Raw genomic sequence first — 19,096 nt, 5'->3', positions numbered from 1 at the left:
TTGCCGAGTTTGGCGTGCAATAAAAAACGGGAGCCTCGCAAGGGCTCCCGTTTTTTTGTCGAGCACGTGACCTGTGGGAGCGAGCTTGCTCGCGATAGCGTCGACCCAGTTGGTCGATCTATCCACTGACACACCGCTATCGCGAGCAAGCTCGCTCCCACAGGTTTGTGTTATGTCAGCCAGTCATGCGTTTATTTCACGTTGACAGTGATCTTCTTGGACACGATCGACGGCTTGAATGGCATGTGGCCGCTGTCGCCCAGGATCAATTGCAAGGTGTGCTTGCCCGGGGCCAGTTTGATGGTGGCCTGGGTCTGTGCCTTGCCGAAGTGCATGTGGTTGGCGTCGGTCGGAATCGGCGCGCCGGCCGCAGGCAGCTTGTCGACATCGATCAGCAAATGGTGATGGCCCGTGTTCTTGGTCACATCGCCGGCGGGGGCCAGGGCAATGTCCTTGACGCCGAACTTGACCGTGAATTCCTGGGCGACCGTCGCACCGTCTTCCGGGGAAACGATGAACACTTCAGCACCTTTAGGCGCCGGTGTCGCGGCGCTTGCCAGCATCGAAGCGCCCAATAACAGACCGGCCAACGCGGCACGAGACATAACGCTTTTCATTTTTTTCTCCAGTTTTTCCATGAAATCCGCCTGGCCATCACAACTTCATGACCAATCGTTGTCGAAGCCTGCAACAACCATAGCAAAGCGAGCATGAAACGAGCGTCGCTTGTATAAATACAAAGGAGTGACCATGCGTTTTCTGCCTGGCCTGATTTGCCTGCTACCCCTTTTGAGCCCCCTGGCTCATGCCGAACTGATCGATGACATCAATGACCGTGGTGAACTGCGCATTGCCCTCGAGGCCAACACCGCGCCCTTCAACTTCAAGGAAGACGGCAAACTCACCGGCTTCGAAGTGGAACTGGGTGAAATGCTCGCGGCGGAGCTCGATGTACGGCCCGATTTCGTGGTCACCGATGCCGGGGATCTACTGTCCGGTGTGGAGGCTGGCAAGTACGACGTTGCCATCAACCACATAGCAATGACCCCGGAACTGGCGGAACGTTTCGACCTCAGTGCCGCTTACAGCCGTCCGGATGCACAACTGCTGGCGAGCAAGGAGGAACCGCAGCGTCCGTTGGTCATGGCGCAGTCGTTCCAGCCGGAAGAGAAGAGCGGCCCGCCGCCGAGCCTGGTGATTCCGTTCCAGAAGGGCAACCCGGCGTTCAAGGCCAGCCTGGATAACGCCCTGACGCGTATCAAGGATGACGGGAGGCTGGAGCAGTTGTCGCAGAAGTGGCTGAAGAAACAGGAGTGAAAGCTTCCAGGCGATGAGGCAAGCCATCAAGCGACCGCTATCGCGAGCAAGCTCGCTCCCACAATGGAGCTGTGTTGCCCACCGATACTGAGTTCACAACTGATCGAGTGTGGGAGCGAGCTTGCTCGCGATGGCGTCCTCGAATCCTAAGCAGGCCTGCGCCAGACACTCGCCAACCAAGGCTGTTGCTCCCGCGGCAGCCCCGCCGGCCGGTAATAATGCTCCAGCTCGACAAAGCCCGCTTGCGTGAGCAATGTGCGCCAGGCCTCGAGGTCGTGATAAGCGCCGAAGCGCTGGCCGTTCCAGCCTTCCTGGTTTTCGCCCCGAGGGTTCGAGCTGAACAGCACGCCGCCGGGCTTGAGCGTGGTGTGCAGTTGCTTAAGTACCCGAGGCAGTTCCTGGACGGGGACATGGAACAGCACCGCGTTGGCGAAAATCCCGTCAAAGCGTTCGGCTGGCAGATCGAGTTCCAGGAAGTCCTGCTGCCACACCTCACAACCGCTGTCCTGGCGTGCCATGCGGGCAAATGCCTCTGAACCGTCGAGGCCGACCGCGACATGGCCCATGGCCGTGAAGGTGCGCAGGTCGCGCCCCGGGCCGCAGCCGAAATCCAGGATGTGCAGCGGTGCCTGGCCCTGGATATGGCGCAGCAAGGCGTCGATGTTCTGGCTGACATCATGGTCGCGGGTGCCCTCGCGAAAGCTTTCTGCCACGGCGTTGTAATGGCTCAGGGTCGTGGCGGTGATGGCGTGCAGGTCGTCGGCGGTGTGCTTCATGGGTATTGGCTTGGGTGGGAAACGTTGGGCTGACTATACCGCACATCCACGGGTCACCCCCTGTGGAAGCAAAGCTTGCTCGCGATGAACGATGACACGGTAGTGAAGTTGAAACCGTGTCGCCTGTTCGCGAGCAAGCTTTGCTCCCACAGGTCAACTGCTTCCTCCCGTCAGCGCTTGTTCAAGCCCCGCGCCAGGCGGTCACCACCCAATTGGATCACAGCGACCAACGCCACCAGCAACACGATCACCGTGAGCATGATCTGGCTGTCGAAACGCTGGTAGCCATAGCGGTAGGCGATGTCGCCCAGGCCACCGGCACCGATTGCCCCGGCCATGGCCGAGGAGTTGATCATGGTCACCAGCGTGATGGTGAAACCGCCGACGATGCCCGGCAGGGCTTCAGGCAGCAGCACATGCCAGACGATGTGCCAGCGGCGGCAGCCCATGGCCTGGGCCGCTTCGATCAGGCCATGGTCGACTTCCCGCAGGCTGACTTCGGCGATACGGGCGAAGAACGGCGTGGCGGCGATGGTCAGCGGGACGACCGCGGCCCACACGCCATAGGTGGTGCCGACGATCAACCGGGTGAACGGAATCAGCGCCACCATCAGAATCAGGAACGGTATCGAGCGGAACAGGTTCACGAACGCGCCCAGGGCCCGGTTCAAGGCCGGCGCTTCATAGATCCCGCCCTTGCCGCTGGTGACCAGGATCACCGCCAGCGGTATGCCCGCCAGCAACGCGATCAACGACGACACGCCGACCATCAGGAACGTGTCGATGAAACCCTGCAACAACCGATCAAACCACATAACCCAGCACCTCCACCCGTTGCGCCCAATTGCCCGCCCGTTGACGCAGTTCCTCGGCGCCCCACGACGAACCGCTCACGGCCAGCAGCAATTGCCCCAGCCCGTGGCCCTGAATCCGTTCAATGCCGCCGTGCAGCAAGCGCACCCGCCCACCGAGGGCGCTGAACAAGGCGGCAAGATCCGGTTCCTCGCGATCTACGCCGGTGAATTGCAGGCGCAGCACCGTAGCCGCGTCCGCCGACGCCGGCAGCGCCTGCAAGCGACTTTGCAGCTCTTGCGGGATGGCGTGTTGCAACGGCGCCAGCAGCGTCCGGCTGACCTCGTGTTGCGGGTTGCCGAAGACTTCCCAGACCGGTCCCTGCTCGACGATCCGTCCCTGCTCAAGCACCACCACCCGGTCGCAGACTTCGCGAATCACTGCCATTTCATGGGTGATCAAGACGATGGTCAGGCCCAGCCGCTGGTTGATCTCGCGCAGCAGGCCGAGAATCGACTGAGTGGTCTCCGGGTCCAGGGCCGAGGTGGCTTCGTCGCACAACAGGATCTGCGGGTCATGCACCAGCGCCCGGGCAATCCCGACCCGCTGCTTCTGCCCACCCGAAAGCTGCGCCGGGTAGGTCTTGTGCTTGCCGTGCAGACCCACCAGTTCCAATAGTTCGCGGACTTTGCGCTGGCGCTGCTCCTTGGGCACTCCGGCGACTTTGAGCGGCAGTTCGACGTTCTGCCAGACGGTCTTGGCCGACATCAGGTTGAAGTGCTGGAAGATCATGCCGATGCGCCGACGCAACTCCACCAGGCGGTCTTCATCGAACTCGCCGATGTCCACCCGGTCGATCAAAACCCGGCCACTGGTGGGTTGTTCGAGCCGGTTGATGGTGCGGATCAGCGAAGACTTGCCGGCACCGCTGCGGCCGATGATGCCGAACACTTCGCCGTGCTGGATCGCCAGGTCGATGCCCTGCAGCGCCGCCACCGGGCCCTGGCTGCCGTTGTAGGTCTTGCCCAGGCCGATGAAGCGCACGTGGGCGCGGTTCAGCTCTGGATGCAGTTCAGTCTGGTCGGCGCTTTGCGGCGCGGGGGCTGCGTCGCGGAGTCGCGCGTTGACGGCGTTCATGTCAGCCTTCCCAACCGGCTTGGTAGAGCTTGCCGTGGGCCTTGTCCAGGGCGGCGCGCACGACTGGCGAGTGCTGGTAGATGTCGACGAACTTGATCAGCCGTGGATCGTTCTGGCTCTTGGGCTGGATCACGAACTGGATCACGTATTCCTTGTGATCGAGGCCGTCGAACAGCAAGGCCGAGCTGGCATCGAAGGTCTTGGCCAGGCGGATGTAGGCCGGATAACCCTGCACCAGGTCGGCGTCTTCATAGGCGCGCACCAGTTGCACCGCTTCGACTTGCAGGATCTTGAGTTTCTTCGGGTTGGCGACGATGTCGTCTTCGGTGGCCTTGTAGCCGACGCCCGGCTTGAGGCTGATCAGCCCGGCCTTGGCCAGCAGTTGCAGGCCGCGACCGCTGTTGATCGGGTCGTTGGCGATGGCGACGCTGGCGCCTTCGGGCAGTTCGTCGAAGCTTTTGTATTTTTTCGAATAGAGGCCGACGTTGTTGATGATCCCCGGCGCAAACGGCACCAGGTCGAACCCGGCGGCGGCCTTGGCGTTTTCCAGGAACGGGATGTGCTGGAAGTAATTCACGTCGATGTCACCGGAAGCCAGGCTGACGTTGGGCGCGATCCAGTCGCTGAACTCCACCAGTTCGACCTTCAGGCCTTGCTTGCCGGCTTCTTCAGCCGCTGCTTCCAGGGGAATGGCGAACGCGGCGGTGGTGCCGATCTTCAACGGTGCGTCGGCGGCAAACAGCGCCGAACTGAACAGGCCGAGGGCCAGGGCCAGTGCTTTGACTGGCAGGGTCAGGAATTGCTGGGTCATGTCGGATATTCCAGTCATTGATTAATTGAGCCATGGGCTTTTTGGCGGTAGGTCGAACCGGTGTGTTGTTCGGGCAAATGGGCCTCTGCGCGGAACAGCTTCTCCCGCAGGGTGCCGGTGTCGTATCCGGTCTTGTACGAGCCGCGTCGCTGCAACTCGGGGATCACCAGGTCAATGAAGTCCACATAGCTTTGCGGCGTCACGATGCGCGTCAGGTTGAAGCCATCGAGGCCGGTTTCGGCAATCCACGACTCCAGCTCATCGGCCACCTGTTCGGGCGAGCCCACCACCGTGATGTAGCGACCGCCCAAGGCGTGTTGCTGCAACAATTTGCGCCGGGTCCAGTCGTTGTTCTGCAGGGTCTTGGTAGCCGACTGGATGGCGTTGCTCTTGACGTACTGGATCGGCTCGTCGAGTTCGTACTGGGAAAAATCGATCCCCGTCGACGCGGCAAAATGCGCTACCCCGGCCTCGGCGCTGGCGTAGCTCAGGTACTCGGCATGCTTGGCCCAGGCGGCCGCCTCGGTTTCGCCGACAATCACGTTCAGGCCCATGAATACCTTGATGTCCCCGGGGTTGCGCCCGGCTTCGATGGCACTGGCGCGGACCTTGTCCACCTGGGCCTTGGTCGCCGGTTTGTTCTGGCCGCTGATGAACACGCACTCGGCGTGCCGCCCGGCGAACAGCAAGCCACGCTCGGAACTGCCGGCCTGGAACAGCACCGGGGTACGTTGGGGCGACGGTTCGCACAGGTGATAGCCCTCGACCTGGTAGAACTCGCCCTGGTGGCGGACCTTGTGCACTTTCTCCGGTTGGGCATAGATCCGCTGCTCGCGGTCGTTGAGCACGGCGTCGTTTTCCCAGCTGCCCTCCCACAGTTTGTAGAGCACTTGCAGGTATTCGTCGGCCTGGTCGTAGCGGCGGTCATGCTCCACTTGTGCCGTCAGGCCCATGGCCTTGGCGGCGCTGTCCAGGTAGCCGGTGACGATGTTCCAACCGACCCGGCCGCGACTCAGGTGGTCGAGGGTGCTCATGCGTCGGGCAAACAGGTAGGGCGGTTCGTAGGTCAGGTTGGCGGTAAGGCCGAAGCCCAGGTTTTTCGTCACGGCGGCCATCGCGGAGACCAGCAGCAATGGGTCATTGACCGGCAGTTGGATCGACTCCTTGAGCGTGACGTCCACCGACTGTTGATACACGTCATAGACCCCGACGATGTCGGCGATGAACAGCCCGTCGAACAACCCGCGCTCGAGCAATTGCGCCAGGGCGGTCCAGTATTCGAGGGTGTTGAACTGAGTCGACGTGTCCTGGGGATGAGTCCACAGGCCATGGTTGATGTGCCCGATGCAGTTCATGTTGAACGCGTTGAGCAGGATCTTTTTCTTTCCGGCCGCCATCAGATGGTCCCCCGCAGCGGCGGTTTTTCGTCGTTGAGGTAGAAGTTGCCCACGGCGTGGTATTTCCAGCGCACCGGGTCATGCAGGGTGTGCACCCGGGCGTTGCGCCAGTGACGGTCGAGGCCGTGTTCGGCCAGGGTCGCCTGGCTGCCGGCCAATTCGAACAGCGTGCTGCTGGCGGCCAGGGATATTTCGGTGCTGATGGCACGGGCTTCGGCCACGGCAATCGAGGCGGCGGCGACCGTGTCGGCCCGGGTGTCGGCCTGGGCCCGGTCGAGGAATTCGCCGGCGCGTTCCAACAGGGCTTCGGCGGCATGCAGGCGGATGCTCAGTTGGCCGAAACTCTTGAGGGTGTGCGGGTCTTCGGTGGCGACGTCGCTGGTGGCATCGATCCAGGGACGGGTTTTAGTGCGGACAAAATGCAAGGCGTCTTCATAGGCGGCACGGGCGATGCCGGTGTCGATAGCGGCGTGAAGAATCTGCGCCAGTGGCCCCACCGGTGTGGGACGTTCGAAAGCACTTTGGAAGGGCACGATGTCGTCGTCGGCGACATACACGTTTTCAAACACCACCGAACCACTGCCCGTGGTGCGCTGGCCGAAACCGCTCCAGTCGTCGATCACCGTCAGGCCTTTGCTGTCGCGAGGGACGAACGCCAGTTGTTGCACGCCGTTTTCATCCACCACCGACGTGGGGATGCGCTGGGCGTAGATCGCCCCCGTGGCGTAGAACTTGCGGCCGTTGATGCGATAGCCCTCGCCGTCGCGGCGCAGTTGGGTGGTGCGGTCATGGGCAGTCTTGGTGCCAAGTTCGGCCAAGGCGTTACCAAAACGCTGACCGGCGAGCACTTCGGCGTACAGGCGTTGTTTTTGCGCTTCAGTGCCGTTTACCCGCAGCACCTCCAGGGCGTAGAAATGGTTTTGCGGAATCTGCCCCAGCGAGCCGTCGGCCTGGGAAATCAGCGCAATGACTTTGGCCAGGGTAACGTTGGACACACCGGCGCCGCCATAGGCCTTGGGTACACTGATGCCCCACAGGCCAGAACGGGAGAAGACCTCCAGCTCCGGGTACGGCAGGCGCCGCTCGCGATCGCGCAGGGCACTGTCGCGCTGGAAGTCATCGGCCAGGTCGCTGGCCACGATCAGGGCTTGTTCATCGCTGGTGATCACCGCGACGTGTTGAGAAAACGTCATGTACTGCTCCAGAGGTCGGGTCGTCAGATCCAGGAATGCCGGGCCGGCAAGGTGCCGTTCAGGTGGTAGGCGCCTACCGCGTGATACTTCCAGCGCACCGGGTCGTGCAGGGTGTGGACCCGTGCGTTGCGCCAGTGGCGATCAAGATTGAATTCGGCGAGGGTGGCGCGGCTGCCGGCCAGCTCGAACAGTTTTTCGCTGGCTTGCAGGGCGATCTCGGTGGTGAGTGCCTTGGCTTCGGCCACGGCAATCGAGGCGCGGGCGGACGATTGCGCCGTGATGGGGGCGGCACTGACTTGGTCCAATACGTGTCCGGCCTTGCGCAGCAACGCTTCGGCGGCGTGCAACTCGATTTTCAGCTTGCCGATGTCGGCGATCACGTAGAGGTCATCACTGGCCCGGTCGACCTTGGCGTCGATCCAGGGCCGGGCCCGTTCGCGCACGAAGGCGATGGCATCGTCGATGGCGCCACGAGCAATGCCCGCATCGATGGCGGCCTGGATCAGTTGGGAAATCGCCCCTTGCACGCCGGGCGTTTCGTTGATGCGCCAGTTTTCCAGTACCAGGTCGGCATCCACCCGCACATTGTTCAGCAGCACGGTGCCGCTGGCCGTGGTGCGTTGGCCGAAGCCCGACCAATCGTCGACGATCCGCAGGCCAGGGGTGCCGCGCCGCACGAACGCCAGCACTTGCCGGCCCTCGTCATTCAGCGCCTTGACCGCGACCCAGTGGGCGAACAGTGCGCCAGTGGAATAGAACTTCTGGCCATTGATGACGAAGCCGTCACCGTCGGCGGTGATCCGCGCCTTGAGTTCAAGGGTGTTGCGAGTGCCACGTTCGGGCCCGGCATTGCCGATGCGCCAGCCTTCGAGCACGCTCTGCAGCAGGATTTTTTTTTGCCGTTCGGTACCGGTACCGAGAATCAGCTGGAGCACGCCGAACTGGTTCTGGGGGATCTGCCCCAGGGCCGGGTCGGCGGCGGAAATGATTGCGAACACGTCGGCCAGGGTGACGAACGAAACCTGCGGGCCGCCGTAGGCCCGGGGAACGGCGATGCTGCCCAGTCCGCTACGGGTGAATTGCTCGATTTCCGCCCAAGGCAGCTTGCGTTGCTGGTCACGACGCGCGGCTTGCTGACGGGCGACCTGTGCCAGTTCATGGGCGGCTTTGATCGCCTCGGCATCGTTGCGCAGCACCTGTGCGGGCAACAGCAGGGGGGCGATGTCCAGGTCGCTCTGGACCTTTGCTTGCGCCAGATCCGACATTACAGCCACTCCGTGGCTGCGGGCAGTGCCTTGGCATACTGCACTGGGGCGATTGTGTTGCGTTCCATACCCACCTCACATCTCAAGAAACGCCGCAGTGAAGGCGGCGAGCAAAAATCAAGAATGTCCGGTGGTCCGGTTTATATACCCTAAGCGTGTGTAAATTATTTTTGAACTAACTTTTAGGAATATGGATAGGTTGGTTTTAAATTGATGCCCGTATGCTCCCCTGGCTGAAGCAGCTTTTTGTGGCGAGGGCGCTTGCCGCCGCTATGTGGGAGCAAGGCTTGCCCGCGATGAACGCGATGCGGTCTTGCAGAATCGAGGCGCCTGTTTCGCGAGCAAGCTTTGCTCCCACAGCCCAACGGGAGCAAGCGCCCTCGCCACAAAAGCAGGCTAACTGTTTGCATCATGGCTCTCGGCGGCGCGTTTCGGCAGCCATGAGCGCCAGTTTCGGTGAAGTGTTCAGGTACGGATTGGCGCAACCGATCTTCAACGTCCGTGGCGGTGCCCAATGGGAGTTGTTGCCCACGCGGTCGAGGATGCAGTAGGTCACTTCCAGGCGCAGGTCTTCTCCCGCCTCCAGGATGATCTGCGGCGGGACCCAGATATTGATCGGTTGGCCGACTTCGCTGGCGGTGAGCGCAGGCAGGTCCATGCGCACATCGCCCCAGCGCAGGGTCACGGCATCGCCGACGGCCATGTTCAGGTAGGGTTCGATGGTCAGCGGTACGCCGCGCTTGACCTGGCTCGGATTCACCCCGTGGCGCCGGATGGCGGTGGGAATGCGCACCGGCGCCAAGCCCTGGTTTTCATCGCCGCTCAGGGCCAACGGTTGGCCGCCGGGACAATCGAGCTTCACCAGCACCTGTTGCTTGGCCGACAGCGCCGGCCCTCGTCCGACCTGCATCACCCGATAATGGATGCGCGAGGTCCCATTGACGATGAAGCTCTCCGGGACCCGCATCGTGATGTTGCCCAGTACATCGGCCTGGGACAGCACGCGCGAGCCGACGTAGCAGTTGTCCCAGAACAGTTCGATCAGGTCACCGGCGTCCATGTCGGGATAAGGTGCAATGACTACTTCCAAGTGAGCGGCGTTGGCAATATTGATGCCAACAGGATGGGCATTGGCCAGGGTGGGGGCGGCCAATTCAGGACTCTTCGACTTACATGTCATGGTGTTCTCCTTGAGGCTTGAAAACTAAGTCCGTTTCGGGAAGATCAAAAGGCGATGGACCATCGCGATATAGGTGTTATAGGGGTAGCCATAGGGTCCGTCTGCGCTTAGTCACTGCGCAAAACTAAAATACGGTGCGTCGCCTGTCGGGCACTAGATAAGGGCTCTACAGTTTCAGTGTCAATAGAGCCGGTTGCTTAATAACTCATTGTGAAAGGCTTCAGAAACATCCTACGTGCACATGTTAAGAATGCGCGGCGCGGCAGGCCAATTTCCTAGGCTCGTTGGTTTTTTCGAAAAGGGCTGGAAACTGCATCTGACAACTAAGTTTGTGAGGCGCGCGGTGGGTAAGTGTTGCGAGAGTTATATATAGGTTACTTCCTATATAAAAACGGAGGCTTTAGTAAGGGGTAATTGCAAGTTGTGTCGTGTAACTTGTGCAACGGTCTCACTTCCATCCCTGGAAGTGATAACACTGATTTACTGGCCGCCGTGTCCGGCAGAGAGGAACTTGTTGAGGAACTGTCGCGTGCGTTCTTCCTTGGGGGCTGCAAACAAGGCCTTGGCTTCGCCTTGTTCGACGATCACGCCTTTGTCGAAAAACACCACGCGGTTGGCCACGTCCCGGGCGAAGCCCATTTCGTGGGTCACGATGACCATGGTGCGCTTTTCTTCAGCCAGACCGCGAATGGTCGCCAGGACCTCGCCCACCAGTTCCGGATCGAGGGCCGAGGTCGGCTCGTCGAACAGGATCACCGCCGGTTCCATCGCCAACGCCCGGGCAATCGCAACGCGCTGTTGCTGGCCGCCGGAAAGGCGCCGTGGGTAGGCGTTTTCCTTGCCGGCCAGCCCGACCTTGGCCAACAGCTTGCGTCCCAAGGCTTCGGCGTCGGCGCGGGGCATCTTCTTCACCACCTGCGGGCCTTCGGTGACATTTTCCAAGGCGGTGCGGTGGGGAAACAGGTTGAAGTTCTGGAACACGAAGCCCACCTGCTGGCGCAAACGGCGCACCAGGCCTTGTTGCTGGTTCAGCGGGCGACTGCCGTCGATTTCGATGTCGCCGACCTTGATCCGGCCACTGGTAGGCTCTTCGAGGAAGTTCAGGCAACGCAGGAACGTCGTCTTGCCCGAGCCGCTGGGGCCGATGATCGCAACCACCTCGCCTTCTTCGATCTTCAGGTCGATGCCGTTGAGCACCACCTGACCCTTGAACTGCTTTGTCAGTTTTTCCACGACAATCATGGGTCAGGACTCCTGGTCATGCCGATTGACCCGGGCTTCCAGGACGTTCTGCAGGTGCGAGAGCACGGTGGCAAGAACCCAATAGATCAGCGCGGCGGCAAGGTACATGGTGAAGATTTCGAAGGTTCGCGCGGTGATCAACTGCGCCTGGCGGAACAGCTCCGGCACCTGGATGGTTGCCGCCAGCGCGGTGTCCTTGACCAGGGAAATGAAGCTGTTGCCCAACGGTGGCAGGGCCGTGCGTGCGGCTTGCGGCAGGATGGCCCGACGCAGGGTCTGGGCGCGGGTCATGCCGATACTCGCCGCCGCTTCCCACTGGCCGCGCTCGATGGAGCTGATGGCAGCCCGCAGGATTTCACACGCATAGGCAGCCATGTTCAGCGAGAAACCGATCAAGGCCGCAGGCAGCGGATCCAGCTCGATGCCCAGTTGCGGCAACCCGTAATAGATCACGAACAACTGCACCAGCAACGGCGTGCCACGAAAGAACGACACGTAGATGCGGGCGATCCAGTTCACCAGCTTGAAGCGCGACAGGCGCATCAGCGCCAGGCCGAACCCCAGCAGCAGGCCGAAAAACATGCCGCCCAGGCTGAGGATGACCGTGTAGTACGCGCCCTTGAGCAAAAAGGGCGCGGAGTCCAGTGCGAGTTGAAGAGCTGCTTCCATTATTTCGTGACGTCAGCGCTGAAGTATTTTTCCGATAGCTTCTTCAGCGTACCGTCGGCGCGCAGTTTCTCGATGGCCTTGTTCACGGCTGCCAACAGCTCAGGCTCGCCTTTGCGCAGGGCGATACCGGCTTCCTGGCGCGAAAAGGCCTCGCTGGTGACGGTGGTGTCCTTGGCTTTCTTGGCGTATTCCAGCGCGGCCAGGCGGTCGATCAGAATGGTATCGATACGGCCGACGCGCAGGTCCTGGAACTTGGTTGGGTCGTCATCGTAGGTTTTGACTTGGGCGCCCGGTACTTCAGCTTTTACCCACTGTTCGTAGTTGGTGCCCAAGCCCACGCCGACTTTTTTACCGTCCAGGTCTGCGGCCTTCTTGATGTTCAACTCGTTGGCTTTTTTGGTCAGTACCAGCGCTTGAATCCCGGAAATGGTGTATGGCTCAGAGAAGTCGTACTTTTTCTTACGTTCCTCGGAGATGGTCACTTGGTTGACCACTGCGTCCAGGCGCTTGGATTCCAACGCCGCGAGGATGCCGGCCCATGGGGTCGTCTGCAGCTTGACCTTCACACCCAGTTCCTTGGCCAGGGCTTCGGAGAACTCCACTTCGAAGCCGGTCAGTTTGCCGCTGTCATCGACGAAGCTGAACGGTGGATAAGTGCCTTCCAGGCCGATCTTGATTTCACCGGCATCCTTGATTTTCTGCAGTTGCTCACCGGCAACCGCTTGCCCCAGCAGCCCGGCGCTCAATGCCAGGCCCAGCGAGCCGACCAACAGGTTGCGACGTAATGCGGAAAAATTCATGACAAGCCCCTGTGTTTTCTTATGAAGAGGTTATTTTGGCTGAGATAAGACGTAGCCGCGATTCGAAAAGGTTGCCACATCCTGCCTTAAAGCAACCTGGGCGTCTCGCGGCAAATGCGCCTGCGGCGAGACTATAAGTTGGCTTTTATAGATTGGAAAATAATATTAAATCAACCATATATTCCTGTTTGGAATGACATCCTGTGGGAGCGAGCTTGCTCGCGATAGCAGTGGATCAGCCCAATTCCAATCAGCTGACACACCCTCATCGCGAGCAAGCTCGCTCCCACATTTGAGGGTTTCCACATCTTCAGAAGACTGCGTTATAGGCAAACAACGCCGGTGCGCCACCGGTGTGCAGGAAGATGATCGGGCCTTCGTCGAAACGGTCGCGGCCAATGCCATCGAGCAGGCCGGCCATGGCCTTGCCGGTGTAGACCGGATCAAGCAACAGGCCTTCCTGGCTGGCCAGCAGCTTGACCGCCGCCAGTGTCCCGGCGTTCGGTTCGCCGTAGCGGGGGGCGAAATATTCGTCCCACAGGATCACTTTGAACGCTTCCGGAAGGGCGACTTCGAGCAACGCTGCCGTGCGCTCGGCCAGGCCCTGGACCTTCGGAAACTGGTCTTCCTCGCTGCGGGAAACGGTGACGCCAATGACCGGAAGCGCCGGCAGGTTTTCACTCAACGCCAGCGCCAGGCCGCTGTGGGTCCCGGCACTGCCCGAGGCCAGTACCACGGCAGCGAACTCGATTCCGCTGTCCTTGATCTGCTCGGCCAGTTCCAGGCCGGCGCGCACATACCCCAGCGCGCCCAAGGCGTTCGAACCGCCAATCGGCACCAGGTAGGGCTTTTTCCCATTGCTGCGCAGGCGCCCGGCGAGGGCCTGTAATTGCTCGTCGGCGTTGTCCAGGTTTTCCACCAGTTCGACCTTGGCGTCGAACAGCTCCAGCAGCAGCCGGTTGCCGTTGCCCAGGTAATTGCTGTCTTCGGTGCCGATGGGGTTTTCCAGCAAGGCCACGCAACCCAGGCCCAGCTTCGCGGCCAGGGCGGCGGTCTGGCGTACGTGGTTGGACTGGATCGCCCCGGCGGTGATGAGGGTATCGGCGCCTTGGGCGATGGCATCGGCGGCCAGGTATTCGAGCTTGCGCAGTTTGTTGCCGCCCAGGGCCAGGGGCGTCAGGTCGTCGCGCTTGATATAGATGTCCCGGCCGAGCCAGGTGGAGAGGCGGTCGAGTTTTTCCAGCGGCGTCGGATGGCTGAGTAGGTCGAGACGGTTAAAGCGAGACAACTGTTCTTTGATCATGGGTCCGTACTGGTTGTAGGCGATGTCTGGACTATAGGCACGCGAATATTCGTGGGCAACCGGCAATCATTTGTCTGGAAGTAAACCGGCGCGGGATAGGAAGCACGAATGATGTGTGAGCGCCGAAAAACCTGTGGGAGCGAGCTTGCTCGCGACAGCGGTGGTTCAGTTGGCCTCTGTATTTACTGACATACCGCCATCGCGAGCAAGCTCGCTCCCACAGGGGGCTGTGTATATGGCTTAGTCACTGAACGAATGTTCACCAGGCAACGTCATACCCTCCCGTAGGCTAGCGTAGGAAGCATGCCGTTGAGCCCTGCGATTAGTCCTTAGCTGCCTATTCATGTTTAACTTGAACGTTCATTCAAGTTAAACCGTCGGTTTGCTGCCCGCTCACAATAAGGAGGCTTGCTTTTGCCGAGTCCGTTTTCGCCCCTCGCTGTTTCGTTGCCCGGGGGCCCTCGTCCATGAGTGCTTCGTCCCTGCCACCCAGCGGCCTGGTCCGCATGAATCCGCCGGTGTTTTACTTCGCCGCGACCTTCATCCTGTTGTTCGGCCTGGTGGTGATTGCCATGCCCGCCCAGGCCGGCGCCTGGTTGCTGGCCGCGCAGAACTGGGCGGCCAATACGGTCGGCTGGTACTACATGCTCGCGATGACGCTGTATCTGGTCTTCGTGGTGGTCACCGCCTTGTCCGGCTACGGCAAGATCAAGCTCGGTGCCGACCACGACGAGCCCGAGTTCAGCTATTTGTCCTGGGCCGGCATGTTGTTCGCCGCCGGCATCAGCATCACGCTGTTTTTCTTCTGCGTCTCCGAACCGCTGACCCATTTGGTGCAGCCGCCCCAGGGTGAGGCCGGTACCGCCGAGGCAGCGCGCCAGGCCATGCAGATCCTGTTCTTGCATTGGGGCCTGCACGGCTGGGGTGTCTTTGCGTTCGTCGGCATGGCCCTGGCGTATTTCGCCTACCGGCACAATCTGCCGCTGGCCCTGCGTTCGGCGCTGTACCCGCTGATCGGCAAGCGCATCAACGGCCCCATCGGCTATGCGGTGGACGGCTTCGGCATCATCGCGACGGTGTTCGGCCTCGGTGCGGACATGGGCTTTGGGGTGTTGCACCTCAATTCCGGGCTCGATTACCTGTTTGGCGTCGCCCACACCCAGTGGATCCAGGTCGGCCTGATTGTGCTGATGATGGGCGCGGCGATCATCGTCGCCGTGGCCGGTGTCGACAAGGGTGTGCGGGTCATGTCCGACATCAACATGCTGCTGGCCTGTGCGTTGTTGCTGTTCGTGTTGTTCGCCGGGCCCACCCAGCATTTGCTCAATACCTTGATCCAGAACATCGGCGATTACCTCGGTGCCCTGCCGATGAAGAGTTTCGACCTGTACGCCTACAACGAGCCCAGCGAATGGCTGGGCGGTTGGACGGTGTTCTACTGGGCCTGGTGGATCGCCTGGTCGCCCTTCGTGGGGCTGTTCATCGCGCGGATTTCCCGTGGTCGGACCATTCGTGAGTTCGTGTTCGGCGTGCTGCTGATTCCCCTGGGCTTCACCCTGGCGTGGATGTCCATCTTCGGCAACAGCGCCATCGACCAGGTGCTGAACCACGGCATGAGTGCCCTGGGCATGTCCGCCCTGGACAACCCGTCGATGAGCCTTTACCTGCTGTTGGAAACCTACCCTTGGAGCAAGACTGTCATCGCGGTCACCGTGTTCATCAGCTTCGTGTTCTTCGTCACGTCCGCTGACTCGGGCACCGTGGTGCTTTCGACGCTGTCAGCCAAGGGTGGCAATCCCGATGAGGATGGGCCGAAATGGCTGCGGGTGTTCTGGGGCGCGATGACGGCCCTGGTGACCAGCGCGTTGTTGTTCTCCGGCAGCATCGATGCCCTGAAGTCGGCGGTGGTGCTGACGTCCTTGCCGTTCTCACTGATTCTGCTGTTGATGATGTGGGGTCTGCACAAGGCGTTTTATCTGGAGTCCCAGAAGCAGATCGCGCAATTGCATTCCTTGGCGCCGGTATCGGGAGCGCGCCGGGGCACGGGCGGCTGGCGTCAGCGCTTGAGCCAGGCGGTGCATTTTCCGTCCCGTGACGAGGTGTACCGTTTCCTCGACACCACGGTGCGCCCGGCCATTGAAGAAGTGACCGCGGTGTTCGTCGAGAAAGGGCTGACGGTGGTGACCCAGCCCGACCCGGCCAACGACAGCGTCAGCCTGGAGATCGGTCACGGCGAGCAGCATCCGTTCATTTACCAGGTGCAGATGCGTGGCTACTTCACGCCGTCCTTCGCCCGCGGCGGCATGGGCTCGAAGCAGCTCAACAACCGGCGCTACTACCGTGCCGAGGTGCACTTGAGCGAAGGCAGCCAGGATTACGACCTGGTGGGCTACACCAAGGAGCAAATCATCAACGACATCCTCGACCAGTACGAGCGGCACCTGCAGTTCCTGCATTTGGTGCGCTGAGCGAGGCCGTAGGTTTTCCATCTTTAACCGGCCTCATCGCGAGCAAGCTCGCTCCCACAGGGGCAGTGATTCCTTCTTGGAGGGCTGCCGGTTCCCTTGTGGGAGCGAGCTTGCTCGCGATAACGATTTGGCGGACGCCGCCGGGCGAAGCCTCAGACAAGCCCGCCATTGGCCCGCAGGACCTGCCCATTCACCCAGCCAGCGGCCGGGCTCACCAGGAACGCGATGATGCTGGCAATGTCCTGCGGCTGGCCGAGGCGTTCCAGGGGCGGCATCTTGGCGTAGTGCTGCACCTGTTCTTCGCTCTTGCCTTGCATGAACAGTTCGGTGGCGACCGGGCCGGGGGCCACCGCATTGACCGTGATCTGACGCCCGCGCAGTTCCTTGGCAAACACCTGGGTCAGGGATTCCACTGCCGCCTTGCTGGCGATATATACCGAGTAGCCGGGCAGGTTCAGCCCTACGGTGCTGCTGGAAAAATTCACGATCCGGCCACCGTCGTTCAGGCGGGTCGCGGCTTCGCGCAGGGTGTTGAAAGTGCCACGGGTGTTGATGGCGAACGTCTGCTCGAACAGCTCGTCGCTGTGTTGCGCCAGGGGCATTACCTGAAGGATGCCGGCGTTGTTGATCAACACATCGACCTTGCCCAGTTGGGCTTCGGTTTCGTCGAACAGCCGCCGCACATCGGCGGAAGAGGACACGTCCGCCTTGATCGCTATGGCTTGGTGGCCGGCCTGGCGCAGTTGAACCACCAGTTTCGAGGCTTCGGTGGCGCTGTTGGCGTAATTGATGACGACGGCAAAACCTTCGCTGGCCAATTGCTTGGCAATCTCTGCTCCGATACCGCGGGAGGCGCCGGTCACGATGGCAACTTTCGAATTCTGAACAGTCATGTGAGGTTCCTTTGAGGTTGAAGTGTCGTAGTTCATTGAAGCCAGATTCACATGTTTACTCTTAGCGATAAATGCCCGAGAGTTGCCTTGACTGTTCAATATTTTCCAACAATCAATGCGCGGGATTCAGATGGACCAAGTCAAGGCGATGAGGGTATTTGTCCGCATATACGAGCGCAGCAGCTTCACCCTGGCCGCTGAAGACTTGAATATGCCCCGGGCCACGCTGACCCATACGCTCAATCAATTCGAAGCCTGGCTGGGCATTCGTTTGCTGGAGCGTAGCACCCGCAAGGTGCGCCCGACCCTCGACGGCGAGGCCTACTACCCGCGCTGCGTGCAATTGCTGGCGGAGCTTGAAGAGGCCGAACTGGCGTTTCGCGGCGTGGCGCCCAAAGGCAAACTCAGAGTAGACCTGCACGGCACCCAGGCCCGGTACTTCGTGATTCCGGCGTTGCCGCAATTCATGGCGCGCTACCCCGAAATAGAACTGTTCATCAGCGAGGCGGATCGTTTCGTCGACCTGATTGCCGAGGGCGTCGATTGCGTGCTGCGTTCCGGTACGCTGGCGGACTCGTCATTGATCGGCCGGCGTGTCGCCAATCTTCGGCAGATCACCTGTGCCAGCCCCGGTTACCTGCGCCAGTATGGCGAGCCCAAGAGCCTCGATGACTTGAAACATCACAGGGCGGTGAATTACGTCTCGCGGACCACCGCCAAACTCTATCCGTTCGAGTTCATGGTCGATGGCGAACTCAAGGAGGTGCCGATCGGGGGCTCGTTGTCGGTGTCCGGCGCCGAGATCTACGCCGCCTCGGCTATCGCCGGCCTGGGCCTGATCCAATGTCCGCATTACCGAATGGAAGAACCGATCCGGCAGGGAATGATCCAGGAAGTCCTCACCGCCTACCCGCCGCCCTCCATGCCGGTGTCGGTACTCTATCCCCACAACCGACACATGTCGCCACGGGTTCGCGTGTTCGTGGATTGGGTGACAGAGGTGTTTGCGCAGGCGCGATGACCGAGTGGTGATGGCGGTGCATTGGTTGGAGAGTTGAACTAATATTTTTCTGGGTGTGTATTGTGTGTATCAGGGGCTTTTTCGCAGCTAGAGTTTTCCGGCAGAGTTGTCGAATAAGGCAAAGGTGATGCGAAGTCGGGAAATGATCAGGAAGATCGAAGAGGACGGTTGGTATCTGGTGGCAGTCAAGGGTAGCCATCATCAGTACAAGCATTCCATCAAGGCTGGGAGGGTGACGATCAAGCACCCTGACACCGATCTGCCCAGAGGCACGATCAATAGCATATTGAAACAGGCGGGCCTGAAATGAAGCCCATGACCGATTACGAAATCCCCGATGGGGATGCATTGTTATCAGACCGGTTGCTGCGGTTGCCGGATCTGAAGGAAGGATTCGTCCACATGAAATTTCCGGTCGTTCTGCACAAGGATGCCGATTCCGACTACGGAGTGACGGTCCCGGATGTACCGGGTTGTTTCTCCGCAGGCAGTACTGTGAGCCAGGCATTCGAAAATGTGAAAGAGGCGCTCTCGTTGCACTATGAAGGCTTGATAGCCGACGGCGAACCGCTGCCGCAGATCCATGAAATCGACGATCATCTCGACGATCCACAATACGCCGGGGGGATATGGGGGGTGGTCGAGTTTGATGTCACGCCCTATTTCGGAAAGTCAGTGCGGTTCAACGCCACGTTGCCCGAGCAATTGCTTGAGCGCATCGACCAAACCGTGCGACGGGACCAGCGTTATAGCTCGCGTTCGGGTTTTCTGGCAGCGGCGGCCTTGCGCGAACTTTCAGCCTGACCAAGGCGTCTGTGAAATGTTAGCGTCT

19 protein-coding genes are annotated in these 19,096 nt (G+C 60.7%); 5 read left to right on the top strand and 14 right to left on the bottom strand.

Annotated features, from left to right (window positions below):
* Positions 1-191: 191 nt before the first annotated feature.
* The gene (locus BM321_RS13910; RefSeq protein ID WP_092442876.1) at positions 192-617 is read right to left on the bottom strand and encodes a DUF4399 domain-containing protein; all 426 of its coding nucleotides are present in this window, start codon (positions 615-617) and stop codon (positions 192-194) included.
* Positions 618-750: 133 nt separating this feature from the next.
* On the opposite strand from BM321_RS13910, the gene BM321_RS13905 reads away from it, so the two are divergent.
* On the top strand, positions 751-1,317 hold the full coding sequence (locus tag BM321_RS13905; protein WP_092442869.1) for a transporter substrate-binding domain-containing protein: 567 nt from the start codon (positions 751-753) through the stop codon (positions 1,315-1,317).
* Positions 1,318-1,463: 146 nt separating this feature from the next.
* Here BM321_RS13905 and BM321_RS13900 read toward each other — a convergent pair whose 3' ends face one another.
* The 12 genes from BM321_RS13900 to BM321_RS13845 form a co-directional block, all read right to left on the bottom strand.
* On the bottom strand, positions 1,464-2,093 hold the full coding sequence (locus tag BM321_RS13900) for a class I SAM-dependent methyltransferase (RefSeq protein WP_092329956.1): 630 nt from the start codon (positions 2,091-2,093) through the stop codon (positions 1,464-1,466).
* A gap of 170 nt (positions 2,094-2,263) precedes the next feature.
* The gene (locus tag BM321_RS13895) at positions 2,264-2,908 is read right to left on the bottom strand and encodes a methionine ABC transporter permease (protein WP_025211262.1); all 645 of its coding nucleotides are present in this window, start codon (positions 2,906-2,908) and stop codon (positions 2,264-2,266) included.
* Positions 2,898-4,022, bottom strand: a complete 1,125-nt coding sequence (locus tag BM321_RS13890; RefSeq protein ID WP_092442868.1) for a methionine ABC transporter ATP-binding protein — start codon at positions 4,020-4,022, stop codon at positions 2,898-2,900. The genes BM321_RS13895 and BM321_RS13890 overlap by 11 nt, the downstream gene beginning before the upstream one ends.
* A gap of 1 nt (position 4,023) precedes the next feature.
* Positions 4,024-4,833 (bottom strand): MetQ/NlpA family ABC transporter substrate-binding protein, encoded by an 810-nt coding sequence (locus BM321_RS13885; RefSeq protein ID WP_092442867.1) that lies wholly within the window; start codon positions 4,831-4,833, stop codon positions 4,024-4,026.
* A 14-nt stretch (positions 4,834-4,847) separates the two neighbouring features.
* The gene (locus tag BM321_RS13880) at positions 4,848-6,230 is read right to left on the bottom strand and encodes an LLM class flavin-dependent oxidoreductase (RefSeq protein ID WP_092442866.1); all 1,383 of its coding nucleotides are present in this window, start codon (positions 6,228-6,230) and stop codon (positions 4,848-4,850) included.
* Positions 6,230-7,423, bottom strand: a complete 1,194-nt coding sequence (locus BM321_RS13875) for an SfnB family sulfur acquisition oxidoreductase (RefSeq protein WP_092329982.1) — start codon at positions 7,421-7,423, stop codon at positions 6,230-6,232. The genes BM321_RS13880 and BM321_RS13875 overlap by 1 nt, the downstream gene beginning before the upstream one ends.
* A 23-nt stretch (positions 7,424-7,446) precedes the next feature.
* The gene (locus BM321_RS13870) at positions 7,447-8,688 is read right to left on the bottom strand and encodes an SfnB family sulfur acquisition oxidoreductase (protein ID WP_092442865.1); all 1,242 of its coding nucleotides are present in this window, start codon (positions 8,686-8,688) and stop codon (positions 7,447-7,449) included.
* 409 nt (positions 8,689-9,097) lie between these two features.
* Entirely contained in the window at positions 9,098-9,868 is a 771-nt protein-coding gene (locus BM321_RS13865; protein WP_092442864.1) for a hypothetical protein, read from the bottom strand.
* Between the two features lie 480 nt (positions 9,869-10,348).
* Positions 10,349-11,110, bottom strand: coding sequence for an L-cystine ABC transporter ATP-binding protein TcyN (gene tcyN, locus BM321_RS13860; protein WP_092442863.1), 762 nt, complete (start codon positions 11,108-11,110; stop codon positions 10,349-10,351).
* 3 nt (positions 11,111-11,113) lie between these two features.
* Positions 11,114-11,779 (bottom strand): cystine ABC transporter permease, encoded by a 666-nt coding sequence (tcyL, locus tag BM321_RS13855; RefSeq protein WP_163006689.1) that lies wholly within the window; start codon positions 11,777-11,779, stop codon positions 11,114-11,116.
* Positions 11,779-12,579 carry a cystine ABC transporter substrate-binding protein gene (gene tcyJ, locus BM321_RS13850; RefSeq protein WP_092329997.1) on the bottom strand — a complete coding sequence of 267 codons (801 nt, stop codon included), beginning with the start codon at positions 12,577-12,579 and terminating at the stop codon, positions 11,779-11,781. Before tcyJ ends, tcyL begins: the two co-directional genes overlap by 1 nt.
* Positions 12,580-12,889: 310 nt before the next feature.
* The gene (locus BM321_RS13845) at positions 12,890-13,882 is read right to left on the bottom strand and encodes a D-cysteine desulfhydrase (protein ID WP_092330001.1); all 993 of its coding nucleotides are present in this window, start codon (positions 13,880-13,882) and stop codon (positions 12,890-12,892) included.
* Positions 13,883-14,388: 506 nt separating this feature from the next.
* Between BM321_RS13845 and betT the strand changes: the two genes are divergently transcribed.
* The gene (betT, locus tag BM321_RS13840) at positions 14,389-16,350 is read left to right on the top strand and encodes a choline transporter BetT (RefSeq protein ID WP_175534929.1); all 1,962 of its coding nucleotides are present in this window, start codon (positions 14,389-14,391) and stop codon (positions 16,348-16,350) included.
* A gap of 152 nt (positions 16,351-16,502) precedes the next feature.
* Here betT and BM321_RS13835 read toward each other — a convergent pair whose 3' ends face one another.
* Complete coding sequence (locus tag BM321_RS13835; RefSeq protein WP_092442861.1) at positions 16,503-17,243, bottom strand: SDR family oxidoreductase; 741 nt, start codon at positions 17,241-17,243, stop codon at positions 16,503-16,505.
* 130 nt (positions 17,244-17,373) lie between these two features.
* On the opposite strand from BM321_RS13835, the gene BM321_RS13830 reads away from it, so the two are divergent.
* From BM321_RS13830 to BM321_RS13820, 3 genes are all read left to right on the top strand, one after another.
* Complete coding sequence (locus BM321_RS13830; protein WP_092253296.1) at positions 17,374-18,264, top strand: LysR family transcriptional regulator; 891 nt, start codon at positions 17,374-17,376, stop codon at positions 18,262-18,264.
* 127 nt (positions 18,265-18,391) lie between these two features.
* Complete coding sequence (locus BM321_RS13825) at positions 18,392-18,574, top strand: type II toxin-antitoxin system HicA family toxin (RefSeq protein WP_092201282.1); 183 nt, start codon at positions 18,392-18,394, stop codon at positions 18,572-18,574.
* 92 nt (positions 18,575-18,666) lie between these two features.
* Positions 18,667-19,068 carry a type II toxin-antitoxin system HicB family antitoxin gene (locus BM321_RS13820; RefSeq protein ID WP_063325186.1) on the top strand — a complete coding sequence of 134 codons (402 nt, stop codon included), beginning with the start codon at positions 18,667-18,669 and terminating at the stop codon, positions 19,066-19,068.
* The last annotated feature ends 28 nt before the right edge of the window (positions 19,069-19,096 follow it).

This window comes from Pseudomonas sp. NFIX10, assembly GCF_900111955.1.
Taxonomy (GTDB): domain Bacteria; phylum Pseudomonadota; class Gammaproteobacteria; order Pseudomonadales; family Pseudomonadaceae; genus Aquipseudomonas; species Aquipseudomonas fluorescens_AA.
This window is presented reverse-complemented; position numbering and strand designations above follow the sequence as displayed.

Excerpts from the sequence above, each read along its gene's own strand:
- BM321_RS13895 (WP_025211262.1), bottom strand. The coding sequence starts at position 2,908 with ATGTGGTTTGATCGGTTGTTGCAGGGTTTCATCGACACGTTCCTGATG.
- betT (WP_175534929.1), top strand. The coding sequence starts at position 14,389 with ATGAATCCGCCGGTGTTTTACTTCGCCGCGACCTTCATCCTGTTGTTC.
- BM321_RS13845 (WP_092330001.1), bottom strand. The coding sequence starts at position 13,882 with ATGATCAAAGAACAGTTGTCTCGCTTTAACCGTCTCGACCTACTCAGC.
- BM321_RS13825 (WP_092201282.1), top strand. The coding sequence starts at position 18,392 with ATGCGAAGTCGGGAAATGATCAGGAAGATCGAAGAGGACGGTTGGTAT.
- BM321_RS13835 (WP_092442861.1), bottom strand. The coding sequence starts at position 17,243 with ATGACTGTTCAGAATTCGAAAGTTGCCATCGTGACCGGCGCCTCCCGC.
- BM321_RS13905 (WP_092442869.1), top strand. The coding sequence starts at position 751 with ATGCGTTTTCTGCCTGGCCTGATTTGCCTGCTACCCCTTTTGAGCCCC.
- BM321_RS13880 (WP_092442866.1), bottom strand. The coding sequence starts at position 6,230 with ATGGCGGCCGGAAAGAAAAAGATCCTGCTCAACGCGTTCAACATGAAC.
- BM321_RS13820 (WP_063325186.1), top strand. The coding sequence starts at position 18,667 with ATGAAATTTCCGGTCGTTCTGCACAAGGATGCCGATTCCGACTACGGA.
- BM321_RS13870 (WP_092442865.1), bottom strand. The coding sequence starts at position 8,688 with ATGTCGGATCTGGCGCAAGCAAAGGTCCAGAGCGACCTGGACATCGCC.
- tcyL (WP_163006689.1), bottom strand. The coding sequence starts at position 11,779 with ATGGAAGCAGCTCTTCAACTCGCACTGGACTCCGCGCCCTTTTTGCTC.
- BM321_RS13865 (WP_092442864.1), bottom strand. The coding sequence starts at position 9,868 with ATGACATGTAAGTCGAAGAGTCCTGAATTGGCCGCCCCCACCCTGGCC.
- BM321_RS13890 (WP_092442868.1), bottom strand. The coding sequence starts at position 4,022 with ATGAACGCCGTCAACGCGCGACTCCGCGACGCAGCCCCCGCGCCGCAA.
- BM321_RS13910 (WP_092442876.1), bottom strand. The coding sequence starts at position 617 with ATGAAAAGCGTTATGTCTCGTGCCGCGTTGGCCGGTCTGTTATTGGGC.
- BM321_RS13900 (WP_092329956.1), bottom strand. The coding sequence starts at position 2,093 with ATGAAGCACACCGCCGACGACCTGCACGCCATCACCGCCACGACCCTG.
- BM321_RS13830 (WP_092253296.1), top strand. The coding sequence starts at position 17,374 with ATGGACCAAGTCAAGGCGATGAGGGTATTTGTCCGCATATACGAGCGC.
- tcyJ (WP_092329997.1), bottom strand. The coding sequence starts at position 12,579 with ATGAATTTTTCCGCATTACGTCGCAACCTGTTGGTCGGCTCGCTGGGC.
- tcyN (WP_092442863.1), bottom strand. The coding sequence starts at position 11,110 with ATGATTGTCGTGGAAAAACTGACAAAGCAGTTCAAGGGTCAGGTGGTG.
- BM321_RS13885 (WP_092442867.1), bottom strand. The coding sequence starts at position 4,833 with ATGACCCAGCAATTCCTGACCCTGCCAGTCAAAGCACTGGCCCTGGCC.
- BM321_RS13875 (WP_092329982.1), bottom strand. The coding sequence starts at position 7,423 with ATGACGTTTTCTCAACACGTCGCGGTGATCACCAGCGATGAACAAGCC.